Raw genomic sequence first — 21,585 nt, 5'->3', positions numbered from 1 at the left:
GGTCCCCGCAGGGACCCCGTGGCCAGGATGCCGGCATGGGTCAGTTCTTGAACAGGTCCAGTATCCGTTTCTTTTCATCGGGCGGCGGCAGCACCTGAACCGCCCCATCGGACCCTGGCTGGCCAGTCGGATCCTGCGTGCCCACGCTGCTGACTCCGGCGCCCTTGGCGTACTCGTTGTAGTACCACTCGCCATTGATATTCACAACGCCTTCGGGCGGCTGGTATTCGGTGACCGGCACGCCTTTGAGCGCGTATTCCATGAAGTTGATCCAGATGGGCAGGCTCAGGCCGCCGCCGGTCTCGCGATCACCCAGCTTTTTGGGCGTGTCGTAGCCCATCCAGACCGCTGCCGCGAGGGTGGGCTGAAAGCCCACGAACCAGGTGTCAATCGAGTCGTTGGTGGTGCCGGTCTTGCCAAAAAGGTCAGGGCGCTTGAGCATCGCCTGCGCCTTGGCGGCCGTGCCTGAGCGCGCGACTTCCTGCAGCAGGCTGTCCATGATGAAGGCATTGCGGGCATCGATGCCCCTGGCCGACTCGTCCAGCACGGGGGGCTTGGTGTCCAGCAGGACCTTGCCGCGCTGGTCGGTGATTTTGGTGACCAGATAGGGATTGACGCGGTAGCCGCCGTTGGCGAACACCGAATAGGCCGTGGCCATTTGCATGGGCGTGACAGAGCCCGCGCCCAAGGCCATGGTCAGGTAAGCCGGGTGTTTTTCCGCCTCGAAGCCGAAACGGGTGATCCACTCCTGTCCGTACTGGGCGCCTATGGCCTGCAGGATGCGAATCGAAATCATGTTTTTGGATTTTTTCAGGCCGGTGCGCAAGTTCATGGGGCCCTCAAAGTTGCCGTCATAGTTCTTGGGCTCCCAGGGCTGGCCGCCCGTGACACCCGCGTCGAAAAACAGCGGTGCGTCATTGACCACGGTGGCGGGGGTGAAACCTTTTTCCAGCGCCGCCGAGTAGATAAAGGGCTTGAAGCTGGAGCCGGGCTGGCGCCAGGCCTGGGTGACGTGGTTGAACTTGTTCTTGGCGTAATCAAACCCGCCGACCAGTGCGCGAATGGCGCCGTCACGCGGATCCAGCGCCACAAAAGCCCCTTCCACTTCCGGCAACTGGGTAATTTCCCAGGTGTTTTTCGGCGTTTTGGCCACGCGGATCAGGGCGCCGCGGCGGATCTTGATGTTGGGGCCGGCCTTGTCAGTCAGGCCGGACTGTGCGGGCCTGAGGCCTTCGCCGGTAATTTCAAGCGTTTCGCTGTTCTGGCGCATCGCCAGAATCCGCTTGGGATTGGCTTCGAGCACCACGGCGGACATCACGTCGCCGTTGTCCGGATTGTCCGTCAGGGCGTCGTCAATCGCATCTTCCACCTCCTGGGGATTGGCCGGGAGGTCGATGAATTTTTCAGGTCCGCGGTAGATCTGCCTGCGCTCGTAGTCCATGATGCCCTTGCGCAAGGCCTTGTAGGCCACGGTCTGGTCGGTCGCACGCAGCGTGGTATAGACATTCAGGCCGCGGGTATAGGTTTCGTCGCCGTACTGGTTGTAAACCAGCTGGCGCACGGTTTCGGCCACATATTCGGCATGGACACGGCCTGAGTTCGGTCCGGTTCGGACCTGGAGCTCTTCTTCCTTGGCGGCCTTGGCCTGGTCGGCGGTGATGAAGCCGTTTTCCTGCATGCGCTCAATGATGTAGAGCTGCCGGGCGCGCGCGCGGTTGGGATTGATGATGGGGTTGTAGGCCGATGGCGCTTTCGGCAGACCGGCCAGCATGGCGGCTTCGGCGATGGAGATGTCCTTGAGCGGCTTGCCAAAGTACGCTTCCGAGGCGGCCGCGAAGCCGTAGGCGCGGTTGCCCAGAAAAATCTGGTTCATATAGATCTCGAGGATCTGGTCTTTGGTCAGCAAATGCTCGAGCTTGAAGGTCAGCAGGATTTCATAAATCTTGCGGGTGTAGCTTTTCTCGGTGGAGAGGTAGACATTGCGGGCCACCTGCATGGTGATGGTGGAGGCGCCCTGGCTTTTTGCCCGCCCCAGGTTGGCCAGGCCGGCGCGGATCATCCCCAGGTAGTCGACGCCACCGTGCGAGAAGAAGCGGGCGTCCTCAATCGCCAGTACGGCATCTTTCATGACCTGGGGGATATCCTGAATAGGCGTCAGGCTGCGGCGCTCTTCGCCAAACTCGCCGATCACCACGCCATCCGACGAGTAAACGCGCAGCGGCAGCTTGGGTCGATAGTCGGACAGGTCTGAAATATCCGGCAGATTGGGATACGCGACCGACAGGGCCACGGCCACAAACAGCAGGATGCCGACAAGCCCCGCCAGTGCCAGTCCCCCGCCCCATAAAGAGAGCTTGATCAGCCAGCGTTGCCAGGTGGGGCGCTTCGCTGGGCTGGATTTTGAATTGGACGGGGAGGGGGTAGAGGACATGTAGGCAATCGTAAAGTCGCGTCACTATTATAAAAATCCAGGAAACCCGGATGTATCAGGCGTCATTTCAAGGCCCACACTTTTACGTTTAAAGGCAATGCTTTGCTTTGGTTTGCATCTGGACGCACCGCCAGGAGCGTCTGCTTTTGACAACGTTCTGGATGCGCAAAACAGGAAAAATCCTTACTGCACAAAGGGCTTACTGCTACTATTCAAGTGATTTCTTAAGTATGCAGGGCTACATATTAGCCGTCATTTGGGGACCGCCTTGATCTCTTTGGGATCGTTATTCAACCGTCAGCAGCCCGCCTTGCTGGGCCTTGATATCAGTTCGTCCAGCGTCAAGCTGGTGGAGTTGAGCCGTGACAAGGCCGGCAATCTGGTACTGGATCGCTGCGCGATTGAGCCGCTGGAACGTGGCTGGATCACCGATGGCAATGTCGAGAAATTCGACGAAGTGGCCGAAGCCGTGCGCCGTCTGGTCAAAAAGAGCGGGACGCGCACCAAACATGTGGCCATGGCGCTGCCGGCGTCGGCGGTCATTACCAAGAAAATCATACTGCCGGGCGGCATGAGCGAAGCTGAACTGGAAATTCAGGTCGAATCCGAGGCCAACCAATACATCCCCTTCTCGCTTGACGAGGTCAGTCTGGATTTCTGCGTGGTGGGCCCCAGCGCCACGTCCAGCGGTGACGTTGAGGTGCTGATCGCGGCTTCGCGCAAGGAAAAGGTGCAAGACCGGCAGGGGTTGGCCGAAGCGGCAGGGCTCAAACCGGTCGTGGTGGATGTGGAGTCCTACGCATCGCGTCTGGCCACCGCGCGGCTGATTGAAAATCTGCCCAACAAGGGGGCGGACACCATGGTCGCCCTGTTCGAGGTGGGGGCGCTGACCACCAGCATGCAGGTGATCAAGAATGACGAGGTGCTGTACGAGCGTGATCAGGCTTTTGGCGGTGCCCAGCTGACCCAGCTGATTGTCCGTCAGTACGGCTTTTCCTCCGAGGAGGCTGAGAGCAAAAAGCGTAGCGGGGATTTGCCGGAAGACTACGAATCGGGTGTTTTGAAGCCTTTTGTCGAGAGTATGGCGCAAGAAATCGGCCGCGCGCTCCAGTTCTTCTTTACCAGTACGCCGCATAACAAGGTCGACTATGTGATGCTGGCGGGGGGCTCCTCTGCATTGCCAGGCCTGACGGATTCCGTGACGCAGCAGACTTCGTTTGCCTGCCTGCTGGCCAACCCTTTTGAGGGCATGGCGCTCGGCGACGGGGTGCGTGAAAAGAAAATGCGGCGTGAAGCGTCGTCTTACCTGACCTCTTGTGGTCTGGCTTTGCGGAGGTTCCTGCAGTGATTCTGGTCAATCTGCTTCCTCACCGCGAGGCTGCGCGCAAGCGAAGGCGCGAAGTGTTTTTCGCGGCGCTTGGTCTGGCGGCTGTCGTCGGTGTGCTGATTTGTGGTGGTGTGTACTCCTGGTACCTGGCTCAAATTGAGACCCAGCAGGGGAAAAACGATTTCCTTCAGAGGGAAAATGCCCGCCTGGACAGCCAGATCAAGGATATTGCGACCTTGCAGGCTGAAATTGCCGCCTTGCGAGCCCGCCAAAATGCCGTGGAGGATTTGCAGGGCAACCGCAATCTGCCGGTGTACCTGCTCAGCGAGCTGGTCAAGCAATTGCCCGATGGCGTTTACATCAACAGCATGAAGCAGGACAACCAGACCGTCCAGATTACCGGTGTGGCGCAGTCCAATGAGCGGGTTTCAGAGTTGCTGCGCAATTTGGCCAATAACAGCCCCTGGTTGACCAAACCGGAACTGGTTGAGATTACCGCCGCCACGGTCACGCTGAGCCAGCGTGACCAGCGACGGGTATCCAATTTCTCCATGCGTGTGGGGCTGACACGGGCCAATGCGCCCAAAGCCGCCAGTTCTGCCGCATCAAATTCAGCGACGGCCGCTGTGTCCGCGGTAATTGCCAAGCCCGCCTCGGCCGTTCCGGCGTCAGTCAAGCTTTAAAGCGCCTTTGAACGAGACTGATATGGCAAAAATTTCAAGACCCTCCATCGATTTCGCGCAACTCCAAAGCCAGTTAAAGGACCAGTTCACAGGTCTTGATCCGAACGATCCGCCATCCTGGCCAGGTTTGCCACGCTATCTTTTATGCCTCGCTGTCACCGTGCTCGTTGTTGTTGCGCTCTGGTTTTTATGGCTGAGTGCCTCTGACGAGGAGCTGACGGCAGAGCAGGCCAAGGAAGTCCAGCTGAAAGAGGACTACAAGAAGAAGCTTGCGCAGGCGGTCAATCTGGATGCCTTGAAAAAGCAGCGCGAGCAAGTCCAGCAGTATGTGACACAGCTTGAAAAGCAATTGCCCAGCAAGGCTGAAATGGATGCGCTGCTGTCGGACATCAACCAGGCTGGTTTGGGCCGTAGCCTGCAGTTTGAGTTGTTCCGGCCGGGGCAGGTGAGCGTCAAGGATTATTACGCCGAACTGCCGATTACGGTGCGGGTGTCGGGCCGGTATCACGATATCGGCGCTTTTGCCTCGGATATTGCGCATCTCTCCCGCATTGTGACCCTGAACAACCTGACCATCACACCTGTGAAAGACGGCACGCTCGTGATGGATACCACCGCCAAAACCTTTCGCTATCTGGACTCTGAGGAAGTGGCTTTGCAGCGCAAGAATGCCCCCGCCAAGGGGGGTAAAAAATGAGACTAGTCAATTTGGCACGCATGGCTGGCCTGGTGGTGGTTTTGGCCGTCATCGCAGGTTGCGGCTCATCCGAGCAGGAAGAGCTGCAGCAATGGATGACAGAGCAGCGCAATGCCACCAGGCCCAAGATAGATCCTTTGCCCGAGCCCGGCAAGTTTTCCCCGCAAGCCTATAGCCAGGAGGGCTCGATTGAGCCCTTCAGCAACCAGAAGCTGACACAGGCCCTGAAGCGCGACTCCAATCAGGCAACCGCCAATGCGGCCCTGATCGCACCCGAATTGAGCCGGCGCAAAGAGCCTCTTGAGGCATCCCCTCTGGATGCCGTTGTCATGGTGGGCAGCCTGATTAAAGTCGGCCAGCCCGTTGCCCTGGTTCGGGTCGACAACCTGATCTACCAGGTTCGCGTGGGTAATTACCTGGGCCAGAACTATGGCCGCATCACCAAGGTGACCGAAACCAGCCTTGCCTTGCGTGAAATCGTTCAGGATGCCGCGGGCGAATGGATTGAGCGGCCGGCGACATTACAGCTTTTAGAGGGATCAAAATGAACAAGCAGAAATGGGCATTGGAGGTAGAGGTGATACGAGGTGCCCTGCAAGGTTTTCTCCGGTCTGTGCTGGGCTGTCTGTCAGTCAGTGTCGCAATGGCCGTTTTGCCAGTGGCGGCCAATGCGCAAGCTTCCAATGCCATTCAGGCGGTCACCGGTTCCATGCAGGGGGGGGTGGAGGTGATCCGTATCGATCTGGCCGAGCCTCTGGCAACCGTGCCTACCGGCTTCAGCATCCAGTCGCCTGCGCGCATCGCACTTGATTTCCCGGGGGTCAGCAACGCCATGGGCCGCTCGGCCGTCGATCTCAATCTTGGCAATTTGCGTTCTGCCAATGTGGTTCAGGCGGGCGAGAGAACCCGTGTAGTGCTCAACCTCAAGGCGCCAACGGCCTATAAGGCCCAGATACAGGGCAAGTCCCTGCTGATTACGCTGGAGCCAGCCCCCGTTGCCGCGCCTTCCGTGGCGGCAACCCCGGTATTTGCTGAAAGCCGCAACCGCGACACCTTGCCGCTCAAGGATGTTGATTTCCGCCGTGGTACCGATGGTTCGGGTCGTATCGTGGTGGGATTGGCAAATAACGAGGTTGGCGTTGATATTCGCCAGCAGGGCCAGACCCTGGTGGTCGAGTTCCTCAAAACGGCATTGCCCGAAGGTTTGCGTCGTCGCCTGGACGTTACCGACTTTGGCACGCCTGTGCAAACAGTCACCACCTTCCAGGCCGGTGACAAGGTCCGCATGGTGGTAGAGCCCAAAGGCCAATGGGAGCATAGCGCCTACCAAAGTGACAACCAGTTTGTGCTGGAAGTTCGCCAGCAAAAGGTCGATTCGAGCAAATTGACGCAGGGACCTGGTTACAACGGCGAGAAGTTGTCGCTGAACTTCCAGAACATTGAAATCCGCTCGTTATTGCAGGTGATTGCAGATTTCACCAACTTCAATATCGTGACTTCGGACACCGTGACGGGGTCTGTCACCCTGCGCTTGAAAGATGTTCCCTGGGACCAGGCGCTGGATATTATTTTGCAGGCCAAGGGCTTGGGCATGCGCAAGGCCGGCAATGTCTTGTTGATCGCCCCCAAGGATGAACTGGCTGCCAAGGACAAACTGGATCTGGAATCTCGCAATGCTATCCAGAGTCTGGAGGCGGTTCGTACGCAATCCTTCCAGATCAACTATGCCAAGGCTGGTGATATCGCGGCTCAGCTCACCGCCGGTGGCAGTGGTCCCGCCAGTGCGCGCCTTCTCTCGAATCGGGGGAGTGTGATTGCCGAACCCCGTACCAATCAATTGTTCGTGACGGATATTCCCTCCCGGCTGGAGCAGGTGCAAAGCCTGATCGGAAAACTGGACGTGGCCGTTCGTCAAGTGTTGATTGAAGCACGCATCGTGGAGGCCTCGGATTCATTTGGGAAGTCTCTGGGCGTCAGACTCGGCGGCCAGCCCTTCAACCGAAATAACAATACACAGTTTGGGGGTACGTACAGTGCCACCACGGCCGGTACCAACGCTGGGGAGTTTCTTAGCTTGCCGGCGGTCGGGCAGAACGGGTTTCCTGCCGCCACATTTGCCGTTTCCTTGTTCAACGCAGCAAAAACGCGTTTCCTTAATCTCGAGATATCCGCCGCGGAGGCTGATGGCAAAGGAAAAATTGTCTCCAGTCCCCGCATCGTGACGGCCGATCAGGTCAAGGCATTGATTGAGCAGGGAACTGAGCTTCCCTATCAGCAGGCAACGTCCAGCGGCGCGACCTCCATTGCCTTTCGCAAGGCCAATCTGAAGCTGGAGGTCACTCCGCAGATCACGCCAGAAGGCAACATCATCCTGCAGGTGGACGTGAACAAGGACAGCGTGGGCCGCGCCACGGCCAACGGCTTTGCCATCGACACCAAGCACATCCAGACGCAGGTGCTGGTCGAAAATGGCGGGACTGTGGTGATCGGCGGCATCTTCGAGCAGAACGACAGGGAGGACGAGACCAAGGTGCCCTTGCTCGGTGATTTGCCTGCCGTCGGCTATTTGTTCAAGACCAAGACCCGTACGGCCACCAAGTCTGAACTGCTGGTGTTCATTACACCTAAAATGCTGAGCAACGGGGCACCCCTGCGCTAAACCAGGCCGGTTCGGCGGCCGATGGCTGATTGATCTCAGGGCACCTGGCGGGAAGCGTTTGCCGTAGCGGTGCTTCTTCCTGTCAACCTCTCTGACTCTGACCAATAGGCCGGGAAGGATGCCTGCTTTTTTTATGGCATCGGCCAGCATCGTGATCCAAGTGAATGCAAATCTGAAAATAGCCTGTGTGGGTCTGCCGGGCTCCGGAAAATCCACCGTCGGCCGGCAGCTGGCGCGCAGGCTGGGCCTGCGCTTCATCGACTCCGACCAGGTGATAGAGCAACGCATAGGCTGCGCCATTCGCGAATTCTTCGAGCGGGAGGGTGAAGCGTCGTTCCGCGACGTGGAGCAACTCGTCATCGATGAGCTGACCCTGGGAGAGTCTTGCGTACTTTCCAGCGGTGGGGGCACGGTGCTCCGTCCCGCCAACCGCCAGCATCTGCACGAGCGGGCGCATGTGGTTTACCTGCACTCGGCCCCGGAAGAGGTCTTCCGGCGTTTGCGCCATGACCAGAACCGGCCGCTGCTCCAGGTGGCTGATCCGCTGGCCCGACTGCGTGACCTTTACACGGCCCGCGATGCGCTGTACCGGGAAACCGCCCACTTTGTGATTGAAACCGGCCGTCCTTCGGTGGCCACGCTGGTTAACATGATCGCCATGCAACTGGAGCTGGCCGGCGTGGTGTCGGCGCCCTAGGCGCCTCGGTGCCGTCCACCGCCCAGGCCTGAGGAAAAGCCGGGCACATGCGGCAGGCGCGCGAGTGCCTCTACACTTGTTGCCATGCAAGCAAATTCTCACTCCGCAGTGGCGCAGGTATCTATTGATCTGGCCGAGCGCAGCTACCCCATCGTCATTGGCGCCCGGCTGCTGGGCGACCCGCTGACCTACCAACATCTGCCCAGGGCCGCCTGCGCGCTGGTGGTGTCCAACAGCACCGTGGCGCCCCTGTATGCGGCGCAACTCACGCAGGCGCTGCAGGCGCGTTATGACAAGGTGCTGAGCGTGACCTTGCCCGACGGCGAGGCGCACAAGGACTGGCCGACCCTGCAGCTGATTTTTGATGCGCTGCTGGAAAACGGCTGCGATCGCAAAACCGTGCTTTTCGCGCTGGGCGGCGGCGTGGTGGGGGACATGACGGGTTTTGCCGCCGCCAGCTACATGCGGGGCGTGCCCTTTGTGCAAGTCCCCACCACCTTGCTGGCCCAGGTGGACTCCTCGGTGGGTGGCAAGACGGCCATCAATCACCCGCTCGGCAAGAACATGATTGGCGCGTTTTACCAGCCCCTGCAGGTCGTCTGTGACCTGGATGTGCTGAAGACCCTGCCGCCCCGGGAACTGAGCGCAGGCCTGGCCGAGGTCATCAAATACGGGCCGATTGCCGACATGGCATTTCTCGACTGGATCGACGCCAATCTGGACGCGATGCTGGCCAAGGAGCCCGCCGCGCTGGCGCATGCCATTCAGCGCAGCTGCGAGATCAAGGCCTGGGTGGTGGGCCAGGACGAGCGTGAGTCCGGCTTGCGGGCGATCCTGAATTTCGGCCATACCTTCGGCCATGCGATTGAATCCGGCCTGGGTTATGGCCAATGGCTGCACGGCGAGGGCGTGGGCTGCGGCATGGTGATGGCCGCCCATCTGTCGCAGCGCCTGGGCCTGGTGGAGCCGACCTTTGTCGAGCGCCTGACCCGGCTGGTCCGGCGCGCCGGCCTGCCCGTCAAGGGGCCGCAGCTGTCGAGCACCGACAACGCCGGCCGCTACCTGGCGCTGATGCGCATCGACAAGAAGTCCGAGGCCGGAGAGATCCGCTTTGTGGTGATCGACGGTCCCGGCAAGGCCACCGTCCGGTCTGCGCCCGATGCCCTGGTGCGCGAGGTGATCAACGCCTGCTGCGCCTGACAGATGGCAAGTTTTTTCATCAATCTGCAATGAAATTGATAGCTGCTTGCGCCCGTCCGTATTGGGCTGGAAGCCATTTTTTCGCCTAACCCATGACTTTGGCCAGCTACGCCTGCGATCCCGCGCTGTCGCGCGGCCGCCGCTACCCCGAGCCGGCGGCGCCAACGCGCTCCGACTTCCAGCGCGACCGCGACCGGATTGTGCATTCCACTGCGTTTCGCCGCTTGGTGTACAAGACCCAGGTATTTTTGAACCATGAGGGCGACCTGTTCCGCACCCGCCTGACGCATTCGCTGGAGGTGGCGCAACTGGGGCGCTCCATTGCCCGCACCTTGCGGCTCAATGAAGACCTGGTGGAGGCTATTGCCCTGGCGCATGACCTGGGCCACACGCCGTTCGGCCATGCCGGGCAGGATGCCCTGAATGCCTGCCTGAAAGCCCACAAGCCCGAGAGCGCCGGCTTTGAGCACAACCTGCAAAGCCTGCGCGTCGTGGATGCGCTGGAAGAGCGCTATCCGGCCTACAACGGCCTGAACCTGACCTTCGAGACGCGCGAAGGCATCCTGAAGCACTGCTCACGGCGCAATGCCCGCCATATCGAGGCCCGCGAGCCCGGTGGCGTGGCGCGCCGCTTTGTCGAGCAGGCGGCCGCGGGCCCCCATTGGCTGCAGCCCAGCCTGGAGGCGCAACTGACCAATCTGGCCGACGAAATTGCCTACAACGCCCACGATATTGATGACGGGGTCCGCTCCGGCCTGTTGAGCCTGGAGCAGCTGGACGATGTGGCGCTGTTCAGCCGCTACCGCCGGGAAACCTTGCTGACGCATCCGGGGCTGCAGGGCCGGCGCCTGCTGTTTGAGACCATCAGGCGCATGCTCAGCGCGCAGGTCTACGACGTGATTGACGCCACCCGGCTGGCCCTGCAGAAGGCGGCGCCGGCCGATGTCCAGGCCGTGCGCCAGCATGCCGCACTGGTCTGTTTTTCCAGTCAAATGGCCCTGCAGTCCTCATCCCTCAAGCGTTTCCTGCTACAAAATTTATACCGCCACCCGCAAGTGGTGGAAACCACGCAGGCCGCCAAGCAGGTCATACGCGATCTGTTCGAGGCCTATATGGCCGATCCCGCCCAGCTGCCGCAGGCCCATATCGACCGTTTTGACGGCATCGATGTGCCCCACGCCGCCGGCGCCAAGCCCGAGCGCGTGGTGGCCGACTACATCGCCGGCATGACGGACCGCTTCGCCGCCAAAGAGCACGAACGCCTCAAGGGCCGCGCGGCTTTTCCCGCTTGACCGTGGTGGATGGCTGTCTCATGGGCTCCATGTGCTTGAGGTGAGCGATTCGATATCGGACGCCGCGCAAAAAATGCAGGCGGCACGCTGCGTGATTGCGGCGGGCGTGGTGGCGGCACTGCATGTGGGCAAGCTGCCGCCGGCGCTGCCGGTGCTCGAAAAAGTCCTGGGCGTTTCCCTGCTGCAGGCCGGATTTTTGCTGTCACTGGTGCAACTGGCCGGCATGACGCTGGGCCTGCTCACGGGCCTGGCCGTGCAGCGCATTGGCCTCAGGCACAGCATGGTGGCCGGTTTGCTGCTGCTGGGGGGCGCCAGTGCGCTGGGTGGCTTGGCCCATGGCGCGGCCTGGTTGCTGGCCACGCGAGCCCTTGAGGGGCTGGGCTTTTTGTGGGTGGTGCTGCCCGCGCCCGGCCTGGTGCGTCAGCTGGTGCCGCAGGAGCGCCTGGCGGGCATGCTCGGCGTCTGGGGCGCCTACATGCCCTTGGGGGCTTCGGCGGCCTTGCTGCTGGGGCCATGGGTCATGGTTCTGGGGGCCCCCGAATGGGGTTGGCGGGTCTGGTGGTGGCTGTTGTCCGCGCTGGCGGGCCTGCTGGCGGCGCTCCTGCTCTGGCGCGTGCCCGCCGACCGTTCATCGCGGTCGTCGCACACGGGAGCTATGGCATCCGGTGAAAACCCCACACCTAAAAAGCTGCTGGGCCTGACCCTGCGTTCACCTGCCGCCTGGCTCATGGCGCTGACCTTTGCCATGTATTCAGGGCAGTGGCTGGCGGTGGTCGGCTTCCTGCCCTCCATTTACGTGCAGGCCGGGGTTGCCAGCGCCGCGACCGCCTGGCTGACGGCCTTGGCGGCGGGCGTCAATATCCTGGGCAACCTGGCCGGCGGGCGCTTGCTGGGCCGCGGCGTCCAGCCCTTCAGGCTGCTGCTGGCCGGTTTTCTGGCCATGGCGCTGGGGGCCACGCTGGCTTTTGGCGTGCAGGCGCCGCCGTCGCTGCAATATGCCGGGGTGCTGCTGTTCTCTGTCATGGGCGGGCTGATTCCGGCCACCTTGTTCAGCCTGGCGATCAGGCTGGCGCCCAGCAGCGACACGGTGTCCACCACCGTGGGCTGGATACAGCAATGGTCTGCGCTGGGGCAATTCGCCGGTCCGCCGCTGGTGGCCTGGGTGGCCGTGTATGCCGGGGGCTGGCAATGGACGGCCTGGGTGACTTCGGCCTGCTGCGCCATAGGCCTGTTGCTGGCCTGGCAAATTCACGGCCTTCTGGCCGTGCAGGCAGGCCAGCGGCGCTGGCGATGAGGGCGCAGGATTGGCCACCGCGCCAAGGGCGGTAGCGGCCTCTGCATGGCCTTATGAGGTATTGGTATTTCCCGGGCTGGCTTTTCAGGGTTTCAGGCATTACGCTGCATCGCTTGTGCCCAAGTTTTGACATCTTGCCAAGGTGATGGGCGCCAACGGCCCGGCAGGCATTAAACCTGCTTGGCTATCTCATATTTCAAAAGGCCTTGTCATGGGTTTCAAACGGCGGCAATTCATTCTGGGGGCTATGTCGGCGGGCGCTGCGGTGGCGAGTCCGGCGCTCCGGGCGCAAAGCGCCAAAGCGCGCAAGCTGGTGGTGGGCCAGTCCGTGCCGCTCACCGGGACGGCAGACCAGATCGGCCTGGCCTACTTCAACGGCGCGAAAATCTATTTCGATGCCATCAATGCCAAAAATGGTGCGGGCGGCTACAAGATAGAGGTCAAGGCCCTCGACGACGGCTACAACCCGGCCAAGGCCGCCAGCAATGCCCGGCAGCTGCTTGATGAGGGGGTCGATGCGCTGTTCGGCTTTGCCGGCACGGCCAGTTGCGATGCGGCCTTTGCCGTGGCCAAACCGGCGGGCGCCCTGTTTTTTGCCCCTTTTGCGGCTTCCGATGCGCTGCATGATCCTGCCCTCGGCCTGGTGTTTCATGTCCGTCCGGCGCTGGCTGACGAGGCCTACAAGGTGGTGCGCCATTGCGCGACGCTCAACCAGGACCGGATCGCCGTGTTTGCCGAGGACGACGCCATGGGCCGCGCGGGCCTGGCCGCCGTCAACCAGGCGCTGGTCGACCTCAAGCGCCCGCCCATCGTGGGCAGTGCCTTTTCGCCGGTGAACAGCGACAAGGTGGATGCGGCGGTCGCCCAACTGATGAAGGCGCAGCCCCAGGCCATCATCCAGGTCAGTCTGTTCAATTCGTCGGCGGCTTTCATCCGCAAGATGCGCCGGGCCGGTTATGGCGGCCAGTTTCTGAACTTCTCGGTGGTCGGCATAGATCCCTTGTTTACGGCGCTGGGCAAGGAGATTGGCGGGATTGTCATTTCGCAAGTGGTGCCTTCCCCGCGCAGCACCGGCACGCCCATCATCAAGGAATACCTGGACGCGCTGAACCAGACCGACCAGACCCCCAGCTATGAAAGTGTGGAAGGCTATATCGCCGCCCGCACCTTTGCCGAAGGCGTGCGCCGCGCCGCGTCGGGCGGCGGTGGCAAGCCCGATCGCGCCGGCCTGCAAAAGGTGTTTGAGGCCATGACCGATTACGACGTGGGCGGCTTCCGCATCAATCTGCGCCCCAAAAAGTATGAGTCGGTGCGCGTGATTGACCTGGTGACCATCACCCCCGACGGCAAGATAGTCCGCTAGTTTCGCTGGGAGAGCGCCTGCAGAATATTGGGGTCAGATTCCGAATTATCATGAGGGGAACTTCAGGCATGGCATCTCATGGCGCGTCTTCCCCGTCTCACGCTCCCCGGCTACCCCCACCACATCATCCAGCGGGGCAATAACCGGCAGGCCATTTTCTCGTCCGCGGCCGATTACCAGATGCTGCTGGCGCTGCTGGACGAAAACACCCAGAAATTTGGCGTGGCCCTGCATGCCTATGTGCTGATGAGCAACCACTTTCACTTGCTCGCCACGCCCGGCACGGCCGAAGGTCTGCCGCAGATGATGCAAGCCGTCGGTCGCCGCTATGTGCGCTATTTCAACGACAGCCAGGGGCGTTCCGGGACCCTGTGGGAAGGGCGCTACCGTTCGACCCTGATAGAAACGGATCGCTACCTGCTGGCCTGCATGGCCTATATCGACCTCAACCCGGTGCGCGCCGGGCTGGTGGGGGAGGCCAAAGACTACCCCTGGTCCAGTCACGGCCATTACGCCGGCCTGCGCAGCGACAGGATGGTGACGCCGCACCCCTTGTTCTGGACCTTGGGCAACACGCCATTCGCGCGCGAGGCGGCCTACGCCGAATTGGTGCACCAGGGCATCACGCCGGCGCAGCAGCACGCGCTGACCCAGTCGGCCCTCAGCGGCTGGGCCCTGGGTGGGGAAGATTTTGTGGCGGAACTGCAAAAGCGCACGGAGCGCCGCCTTCAAAAAAACCTCCCGGGGCGACCCGCCAGCCAGCCAAAAGAGGACTGAAAAGCAGCATAGTACTTATATTTGCTTGATGTCTTGCTACTATTTTTGATGTGTCCCCAAATAAATGTTGATTGATTTTATCGGTATTTAATTGGAATCTGACCCCAATTAAACTACTTGGCATTATTGTTGCGGTGCACTATGCTCCGCTTTCCTGCGAAAAAATTGTGAACCCTTGCGGAGAAGAGTGGCGCGTGCCTGCGGGTACCTTGACGCCGCTTTTGTCCCCACCTGACGAGGAATTGCCATGACCACGGCTGCTGAAATCAAGCATTTTGAACAACACGGTTTGTATGCCGGTGCCAATGAGCACGACGCGTGCGGTGTGGGCTTTGTCGCCCACATCAAGGGTCACAAGACCCACGCCATCGTTCAACAGGGCCTGAAAATCCTTGAAAACCTGGACCATCGGGGCGCGGTGGGGGCCGACAAGCTGATGGGCGACGGCGCCGGCATTCTGATCCAGCTGCCCGATGCGCTGTACCGCGAAGAAATGGCCAAGCAGGGCGTGGCCTTGCCTCCGCCGGGCGAATATGGCGTGGGCATGGTGTTTTTGCCCAAGGAGCATGCCTCGCGCCTGGCCTGCGAACAGGCGCTGGAGCGCGCCGTCAAGGCCGAAGGCCAGGTGCTGCTGGGCTGGCGCGATGTGCCGGTCAACCGCGACATGCCCATGTCGCCCACAGTGCGCGCCAAGGAACCCATCCTGCGCCAGATTTTCATTGGCCGCGGCAACGACGTGATCGTGCAGGACGCGCTGGAGCGCAAGCTGTATGTGATTCGCAAGACCGCCAGTGCGGCCATCCAGAATTTGAAGCTGACACACAGCAAAGAGTATTACGTGCCCAGCATGTCCAGCCGCACCGTGGTCTACAAGGGCCTGCTGCTGGCCGACCAGGTGGGCACCTACTACCTGGACCTGACCGATGAACGCTGCGTTTCGGCCCTGGGCCTGGTGCACCAGCGCTTTTCGACCAACACCTTTCCCGAGTGGCCGCTGGCCCACCCCTACCGCTATGTGGCGCACAACGGCGAGATCAACACCGTCAAGGGCAACTACAACTGGATGAAGGCGCGCGAAGGCGTGATGTCCTCGCCGGTGCTCGGCGCCGACCTGCAAAAGCTCTACCCGATCAGCTTTGCCAGCCAGTCCGATACCGCCACCTTCGACAACTGCCTCGAGCTGCTGACCATGGCCGGCTACCCGATCAGCCAGGCGGTGATGATGATGATCCCCGAGCCCTGGGAGCAGCACACCACCATGGACGAGCGCCGCAAGGCCTTTTACGAATACCACGCCGCCATGCTCGAGCCCTGGGACGGCCCGGCCTCCATCGTGTTCACCGACGGCCGCCAGATTGGCGCCACGCTGGACCGCAACGGCCTGCGTCCCTCGCGCTACTGCGTCACCGACGATGACCTGGTCATCATGGCCTCGGAGTCGGGCGTGCTGCCGATTCCCGAGCACAAGATCGTGCGCAAGTGGCGTTTGCAGCCCGGCAAGATGTTCCTGATCGACCTGGAACAGGGCCGCATGGTGGACGACGAGGAAATCAAGGCCACGCTGGCGCACAGCAAGCCCTACAAGCAGTGGATTGAAAACCTGCGCATCAAGCTGGACGACGTGGCCCAACTGCCAGCGGGGGCCGCGAACCGGCTTGGCCGGGCGCAAGGCGCCGCCCCCAGCGAGGGGGGAGGCGAACCACACGAAGTGGGGAGCCACGGGGGAGTGTCATTACTAGATCGCCAGCAGGCCTTTGGCTACACCCAGGAAGACATCAAGTTCCTGATGTCGCCCATGGCGACCAACGGCGAGGAGGCCACCGGCTCCATGGGCAACGACAGCCCGCTGGCCGTGCTGTCCAACAAGAACAAGCCGCTGTACAACTACTTCAAGCAGCTGTTCGCGCAGGTGACGAATCCGCCCATCGACCCGATTCGCGAAGCCATCGTGATGTCGCTGGTGTCCTTCATCGGCCCCAAGCCCAACCTGCTGGACATCAACCAGGTCAACCCGCCGATGCGGCTGGAGGTCAGCCAGCCGGTGCTCAACAGCGCCGACATGCAAAAGCTGCGCGACATCGAGGCGCACACCCAGGGCAAGTTCAAGAGCTACACGCTGGACATCACCTACCCGCTGGCCTGGGGCCACGAAGGCGTGGAGGCCAAGCTGGCCTCGCTGTGCGCCGAAGCGGTCGATGCCATCAAGGACGGCAAGAACATCCTGATCGTCAGCGATCGTGCCGTGAGCCCCACGCAGGTGGCCATTCCGGCCCTGCTGGCCCTGTCGGCCATCCACCAGCATCTGGTGAAGGAGGGCTTGCGCACCACGGCCGGTCTGGTCGTTGAAACCGGTTCGGCGCGCGAAGTGCATCACTTTGCCGTGCTCGCAGGTTACGGCGCCGAAGCCGTCCATCCCTATCTCGCCATCGAGACCCTGGCTGAGCTGTTCGGCGGCCTGCCGGGCGATCTGGGCACCGACAAGGCGGTGTACAACTACACCAAGGCCATCGGCAAGGGCCTGTCCAAGATCATGTCCAAGATGGGCGTATCGACCTACATGAGCTATTGCGGTGCCCAGCTGTTCGAGGCCATTGGCCTGAACCGCGACACCGTCGCCAAGTTCTTCACCGGCACCGCCAGCCAGGTCGAAGGCATGGGCGTGTTCGAGATTGCCGAAGAAGCCCTGCGCATGCACAAGGCGGCTTTCAGCGATGATCCGGTGCTGGCCCACATGCTGGATGCCGGCGGCGAATATGCCTGGCGCGTGCGCGGCGAAGACCACATGTGGTCGCCCGACGCGATTGCCAAGCTGCAGCATTCGACGCGTTCCAACAACTGGAACACCTACAAGGAATACGCCCAGCTCATCAACGACCAGAACCGCAACCACATGACCTTGCGCGGCCTGTTCGAGTTCAAGATCGATCCGAGCAAGGCCATTCCGATTGATGAGGTCGAGCCCGCCAAGGAGATCGTCAAGCGCTTTGCGACCGGCGCCATGTCGCTGGGCTCCATCAGCACCGAAGCCCATGCGACGCTGGCCGTCGCCATGAACCGCATAGGCGGCAAGAGCAACACCGGTGAGGGCGGTGAGGACCCGGCGCGTTATCGCCAGGAACTCAAGGGCATCCCGATCAAAAAGGGCGAGACGCTGAAAAGCGTGATTGGCCCGAAACAGGTCGAGGTCGATTTGCCGCTGCAGGACGGTGACTCGCTGCGTTCGAAAATCAAGCAGGTGGCTTCCGGCCGCTTTGGCGTCACCGCCGAATACCTGGTGTCGGCCGACCAGATCCAGATCAAGATGGCCCAGGGTGCCAAGCCCGGCGAGGGCGGCCAGCTGCCCGGCGGCAAGGTCAGCGACTACATCGGCCAGCTGCGTTACTCGGTGCCCGGCGTGGGTCTGATTTCGCCGCCGCCGCACCACGACATTTATTCGATTGAAGACCTGGCCCAGCTGATCCACGACCTGAAAAACGTCAACCCGCGCGCCAGCATCAGTGTCAAGCTGGTCAGCGAAGTCGGGGTCGGCACCATCGCGGCGGGCGTGGCCAAGGCCAAGTCCGACCATGTGGTGATTGCCGGCCATGACGGCGGCACGGGCGCCTCGCCCTGGTCGTCCATCAAGCATGCCGGTTCGCCCTGGGAAATCGGCCTGGCCGAAACCCAGCAGACGCTGGTGCTCAACCGCCTGCGCGGCCGCATCCGTGTGCAGGCCGACGGCCAGATGAAAACCGGCCGCGACGTGGTCATTGGCGCGCTGCTGGGTGCCGACGAATTCGGCTTTGCCACGGCGCCGCTGGTGGTAGAGGGCTGCATCATGATGCGCAAATGCCACCTCAACACCTGCCCGGTCGGCGTCGCCACGCAAGACCCGGTTTTGCGCCAGAAATTCAGCGGCAAGCCCGAGCATGTGGTCAATTATTTCTTCTTTGTGGCCGAAGAGGCGCGCCAGCTCATGGCGCAGCTGGGCGTGCGCAAGTTTGACGACCTGATCGGCCGTGCCGATTTGCTCGACACGCAAAAAGGCATCGCCCACTGGAAGGCCTGCGGCCTGGACTTCAGCCGCCTGTTCTACCAGCCCAATGTGCCGGCCGATGTGCCGCGCCTGCATGTGATGGAGCAGGACCACGCGCTCGAAAAAGCGCTGGACATCCGCCTGATTGAAAAATCCAAAGCGGCGCTGGAAAAGGGCGAGAAGGTTCAGTTCATCGAGGTCGCGCGCAACGTCAACCGCACGGTCGGCGCCATGCTGTCGGGCGAACTGACGCGTCTGCACCCCGAAGGCCTGCCCGACGACACGCTGCGCATCCAGCTCGAAGGCACCGGAGGCCAGTCCTTTGGCGCCTTCCTGGCCAAGGGCATCACCCTGTACCTGATCGGTGACGCGAACGACTACACCGGCAAGGGCCTCTCCGGCGGCCGCATCGTGGTGCGCCCCAGCATCGATTTCCGCGGGGATGCGGCCAAAAACACCATCGTCGGAAACACCGTGCTTTACGGTGCCACCACCGGCGAAGCCTACTTCAGCGGCGTGGCCGGTGAGCGTTTTGCCGTGCGCCTGTCGGGTGCGACGGCGGTGGTCGAAGGCACGGGCGACCATGGCTGCGAATACATGACGGGCGGCACCGTGGCCGTGCTGGGCAAGACCGGCCGCAACTTCGCCGCCGGCATGAGCGGCGGCGTGGCCTATGTGTACGACGAAGATGGCCTGTTTGCCACGCGCTGCAACATGTCCATGGTCTCCATGGACCGTGTGGTCAGCACCGCCGAACAGCACACCCACGACAAGGCCGACTGGCATGCCGGTGAAAGCGACGAGGAACTGCTCAAGCGCCTGCTGCAGGACCACAACCGCTGGACCGGCAGCAAGCGTGCCCGTGAGTTGCTGGACAACTGGAGCGAATCCCGTCTGAAGTTTGTGAAAGTGTTCCCCAATGAGTACAAGCGTGCCCTGATCGAGCGCAAGGAGCGCCAGCTGGAAGCGGCAACCGAGACCACGCGCTCGCAAGTGGCCACCAACCAGGACGCGGTCGCTGCCAAGTAAGGCGGGCGACCGGCATCAACACTTGTACTAACAACGGAATCGACAGGACTTCATCATGGGAAAAATCACCGGCTTCATGGACTACCAGCGCATCGAAGAGGGCTACAAGCCCATTCCGGAGCGCCTGAAAAACTACAAGGAATTCGTCATAGGCCTGGACGATGCGCAGGCCAACAAGCAGGCCGCGCGCTGCATGGACTGCGGCACGCCGTTCTGCAACAACGGCTGCCCGGTCAACAACATCATTCCGGACTTCAACGACATGGTGTTTCGCGCCGACTGGAAAAACGCGATCGATACGCTGCACAGCACCAACAACTTCCCGGAGTTCACCGGCCGCATCTGCCCGGCGCCCTGCGAGGCCGCTTGCGTGCTGAACGTCAACAACGACGCGGTCGGCATCAAGTCGATTGAGCACGCCATCATCGACCGTGCCTGGTCCGAGGGCTGGGTCAAGCCCCAGCTGCCCAGGCACAAGACCGGCAAGAAGGTCGCGGTGGTGGGCTCCGGCCCCGCCGGCATGGCGGCGGCGCAGCAACTGGCGCGCGCCGGCCATGACGTGACCTTGTTCGAGAAAAACGACCGCATAGGCGGCCTGCTGCGCTATGGCATCCCCGACTTCAAGATGGAGAAAATCCATATCGACCGCCGTGTCGAGCAGATGCAGGCCGAGGGCGTGAGCTTTCGCACCGGCGTGATGATCGGCAGCCTGCCCAAGGGCTCCAAGGTCATCAACTGGGCCAAGGAAACCATTAGCCCGGAACAACTGCAGAAAGACTTTGACGCCGTGATCCTGACCGGCGGTGCCGAGCAGTCGCGTGACCTGCCCGTGCCCGGCCGCGACTTGGACGGCGTGCATTTCGCCATGGAGTTTTTGCCGCAGCAAAACAAGGTCAACGCCGGCGACAAGGTCAAGGGCCAGATCCGGGCCGACGGCAAGCATGTCATCGTGATCGGCGGTGGCGACACGGGTTCCGACTGCGTGGGCACCAGCAACCGCCATGGTGCGGCCAGCGTGACCCAGTTTGAGCTGATGCCACAGCCGCCCGAAGAGGAAAACCGCCCCCTGACCTGGCCTTACTGGCCGATCAAGCTGCGCACCTCTTCTTCCCACGAGGAGGGCTGCGAGCGCGAGTTCGCCATTTCGACCAAGGAACTGATGGGCGAAAAAGGCAAGGTCACCGGCCTGAAAACCGTTCGTGTCGAATGGAAAGACGGCAAGATGGTCGAGGTGCCCGGCTCGGAGCAAACCCTCAAGGCCGATCTGGTGCTCCTGGCCATGGGCTTTGTCTCGCCCGTGGCCTCCATTCTGGAAGGCTTTGGCGTGGAAAAAGACAGCCGCGGCAATGCCAAGGCCAGCACTGATTTCACGGGCGGCTATGCCACCAACGTGCCCAAGGTGTTTGCCGCCGGTGATATCCGGCGCGGCCAGAGCCTGGTGGTGTGGGCGATTCGCGAAGGCCGCCAAGCCGCGCGCGCTGTCGACGAGTTTCTGATGGGTTACAGCGACCTGCCACGCTGAGGCCGCGCCCGGCCTTCGCAAATCGCCCCAGGGGGCGGTTAGGGAAACGCAAGCTCACGCTTGCGTAGCGCGAAGGCCGGCAAGCCGCGCGCGGTGGACAAGGTCCTCATGGGTTATAGCGACTTGCCACGCTGAAAGCAGCGCCCGGCCTTCACAAATCGCCCCAGGGGGCGGTTAGGGAAACGCAAGCTCACGCTTGCGTAGCGCGAAGGCCGGCAAGCCGCGCGCGGTGGACGAGTTCCTCATGGGTTACAGCGACTTGCCACGCTGAAAGCAACGCCCGGCCCGCACAAATCGCCCCAAGGGCGGTTGGGGAAACGCAAGCTCACGCTTGCGTAGCGCGAAGGCCGGCAAGCCGCGCGCGGTGGACGAGTTCCTCATGGGTTACAGCGACTTGCCACGCTGAAAGCAACGCCCGGCCTTCACAAATCGCCCGGCAGCTGTCCGCAGAGACAGCGGGTGAGCGGGTGTGCTGGCGTGCACTGTTTTTCGCTATAAAAATAATAGCTGCCTGTGCTTGTTCTTCTTGGCTACAGACACTATTTCCTTGAGAGTTCTGGCCTTTGACACCTGCAAGAGTGTTGTGCAGCAGCTGCGAT

14 protein-coding genes are annotated in these 21,585 nt (G+C 61.7%); 13 read left to right on the top strand and 1 reads right to left on the bottom strand.

Annotated features, from left to right (window positions below; genetic code table 11):
- Positions 1-40 precede the first annotated feature (40 nt).
- Positions 41-2,431, bottom strand: coding sequence for a penicillin-binding protein 1A (locus PJE01S_RS09975; RefSeq protein ID WP_068833296.1), 2,391 nt, complete (start codon positions 2,429-2,431; stop codon positions 41-43).
- 268 nt (positions 2,432-2,699) lie between these two features.
- Between PJE01S_RS09975 and PJE01S_RS09970 the strand changes: the two genes are divergently transcribed.
- The 13 genes from PJE01S_RS09970 (at position 2,700) to PJE01S_RS09910 (ending at position 20,986) form a co-directional block, all read left to right on the top strand.
- Positions 2,700-3,779, top strand: a complete 1,080-nt coding sequence (locus PJE01S_RS09970) for a pilus assembly protein PilM (RefSeq protein ID WP_068833294.1) — start codon at positions 2,700-2,702, stop codon at positions 3,777-3,779.
- Complete coding sequence (locus PJE01S_RS09965) at positions 3,776-4,441, top strand: PilN domain-containing protein (protein ID WP_068833292.1); 666 nt, start codon at positions 3,776-3,778, stop codon at positions 4,439-4,441. Before PJE01S_RS09970 ends, PJE01S_RS09965 begins: the two co-directional genes overlap by 4 nt.
- A 22-nt stretch (positions 4,442-4,463) precedes the next feature.
- Positions 4,464-5,138 (top strand): type IV pilus inner membrane component PilO, encoded by a 675-nt coding sequence (locus PJE01S_RS09960; protein ID WP_068833291.1) that lies wholly within the window; start codon positions 4,464-4,466, stop codon positions 5,136-5,138.
- Entirely contained in the window at positions 5,135-5,686 is a 552-nt protein-coding gene (locus PJE01S_RS09955; protein WP_068833289.1) for a pilus assembly protein PilP, read from the top strand. Before PJE01S_RS09960 ends, PJE01S_RS09955 begins: the two co-directional genes overlap by 4 nt.
- Positions 5,683-7,797, top strand: a complete 2,115-nt coding sequence (locus tag PJE01S_RS09950) for a type IV pilus secretin PilQ (protein WP_068833287.1) — start codon at positions 5,683-5,685, stop codon at positions 7,795-7,797. The genes PJE01S_RS09955 and PJE01S_RS09950 overlap by 4 nt, the downstream gene beginning before the upstream one ends.
- A 172-nt stretch (positions 7,798-7,969) precedes the next feature.
- A complete protein-coding gene (locus PJE01S_RS25880) occupies positions 7,970-8,494 on the top strand; it encodes a shikimate kinase (RefSeq protein ID WP_068833438.1) in 525 nt (174 codons plus the stop codon).
- Positions 8,495-8,578: 84 nt separating this feature from the next.
- A complete protein-coding gene (aroB, locus tag PJE01S_RS25875; RefSeq protein ID WP_068833285.1) occupies positions 8,579-9,694 on the top strand; it encodes a 3-dehydroquinate synthase in 1,116 nt (371 codons plus the stop codon).
- 92 nt (positions 9,695-9,786) lie between these two features.
- Positions 9,787-10,986 (top strand): deoxyguanosinetriphosphate triphosphohydrolase, encoded by a 1,200-nt coding sequence (locus tag PJE01S_RS09935; RefSeq protein WP_068833283.1) that lies wholly within the window; start codon positions 9,787-9,789, stop codon positions 10,984-10,986.
- A 73-nt stretch (positions 10,987-11,059) separates the two neighbouring features.
- Positions 11,060-12,280, top strand: a complete 1,221-nt coding sequence (locus PJE01S_RS09930; RefSeq protein WP_068833281.1) for an MFS transporter — start codon at positions 11,060-11,062, stop codon at positions 12,278-12,280.
- 211 nt (positions 12,281-12,491) lie between these two features.
- Positions 12,492-13,643 carry an ABC transporter substrate-binding protein gene (locus tag PJE01S_RS09925; RefSeq protein ID WP_068833280.1) on the top strand — a complete coding sequence of 384 codons (1,152 nt, stop codon included), beginning with the start codon at positions 12,492-12,494 and terminating at the stop codon, positions 13,641-13,643.
- Between the two features lie 78 nt (positions 13,644-13,721).
- Complete coding sequence (locus tag PJE01S_RS09920; protein ID WP_068833279.1) at positions 13,722-14,420, top strand: transposase; 699 nt, start codon at positions 13,722-13,724, stop codon at positions 14,418-14,420.
- A 247-nt stretch (positions 14,421-14,667) separates the two neighbouring features.
- Entirely contained in the window at positions 14,668-19,464 is a 4,797-nt protein-coding gene (locus PJE01S_RS09915) for a glutamate synthase-related protein (protein WP_068833277.1), read from the top strand.
- A 55-nt stretch (positions 19,465-19,519) separates the two neighbouring features.
- On the top strand, positions 19,520-20,986 hold the full coding sequence (locus tag PJE01S_RS09910) for a glutamate synthase subunit beta (RefSeq protein WP_068833275.1): 1,467 nt from the start codon (positions 19,520-19,522) through the stop codon (positions 20,984-20,986).
- Positions 20,987-21,585 lie beyond the last annotated feature (599 nt).

The organism is Polaromonas jejuensis NBRC 106434 (genome assembly GCF_001598235.1).
Classification (GTDB): domain Bacteria; phylum Pseudomonadota; class Gammaproteobacteria; order Burkholderiales; family Burkholderiaceae_C; genus Polaromonas; species Polaromonas jejuensis.
This window is presented reverse-complemented; position numbering and strand designations above follow the sequence as displayed.

Coding starts and splice junctions, on each gene's coding strand:
- PJE01S_RS09975 (WP_068833296.1), bottom strand. CDS start 2,431: ATGTCCTCTACCCCCTCCCCGTCCAATTCAAAATCCAGCCCAGCGAAG.
- PJE01S_RS09960 (WP_068833291.1), top strand. CDS start 4,464: ATGGCAAAAATTTCAAGACCCTCCATCGATTTCGCGCAACTCCAAAGC.
- PJE01S_RS09955 (WP_068833289.1), top strand. CDS start 5,135: ATGAGACTAGTCAATTTGGCACGCATGGCTGGCCTGGTGGTGGTTTTG.
- PJE01S_RS09950 (WP_068833287.1), top strand. CDS start 5,683: ATGAACAAGCAGAAATGGGCATTGGAGGTAGAGGTGATACGAGGTGCC.
- aroB (WP_068833285.1), top strand. CDS start 8,579: ATGCAAGCAAATTCTCACTCCGCAGTGGCGCAGGTATCTATTGATCTG.
- PJE01S_RS09935 (WP_068833283.1), top strand. CDS start 9,787: ATGACTTTGGCCAGCTACGCCTGCGATCCCGCGCTGTCGCGCGGCCGC.
- PJE01S_RS09930 (WP_068833281.1), top strand. CDS start 11,060: ATGCAGGCGGCACGCTGCGTGATTGCGGCGGGCGTGGTGGCGGCACTG.
- PJE01S_RS09925 (WP_068833280.1), top strand. CDS start 12,492: ATGGGTTTCAAACGGCGGCAATTCATTCTGGGGGCTATGTCGGCGGGC.
- PJE01S_RS09920 (WP_068833279.1), top strand. CDS start 13,722: ATGGCGCGTCTTCCCCGTCTCACGCTCCCCGGCTACCCCCACCACATC.
- PJE01S_RS09915 (WP_068833277.1), top strand. CDS start 14,668: ATGACCACGGCTGCTGAAATCAAGCATTTTGAACAACACGGTTTGTAT.
- PJE01S_RS09910 (WP_068833275.1), top strand. CDS start 19,520: ATGGGAAAAATCACCGGCTTCATGGACTACCAGCGCATCGAAGAGGGC.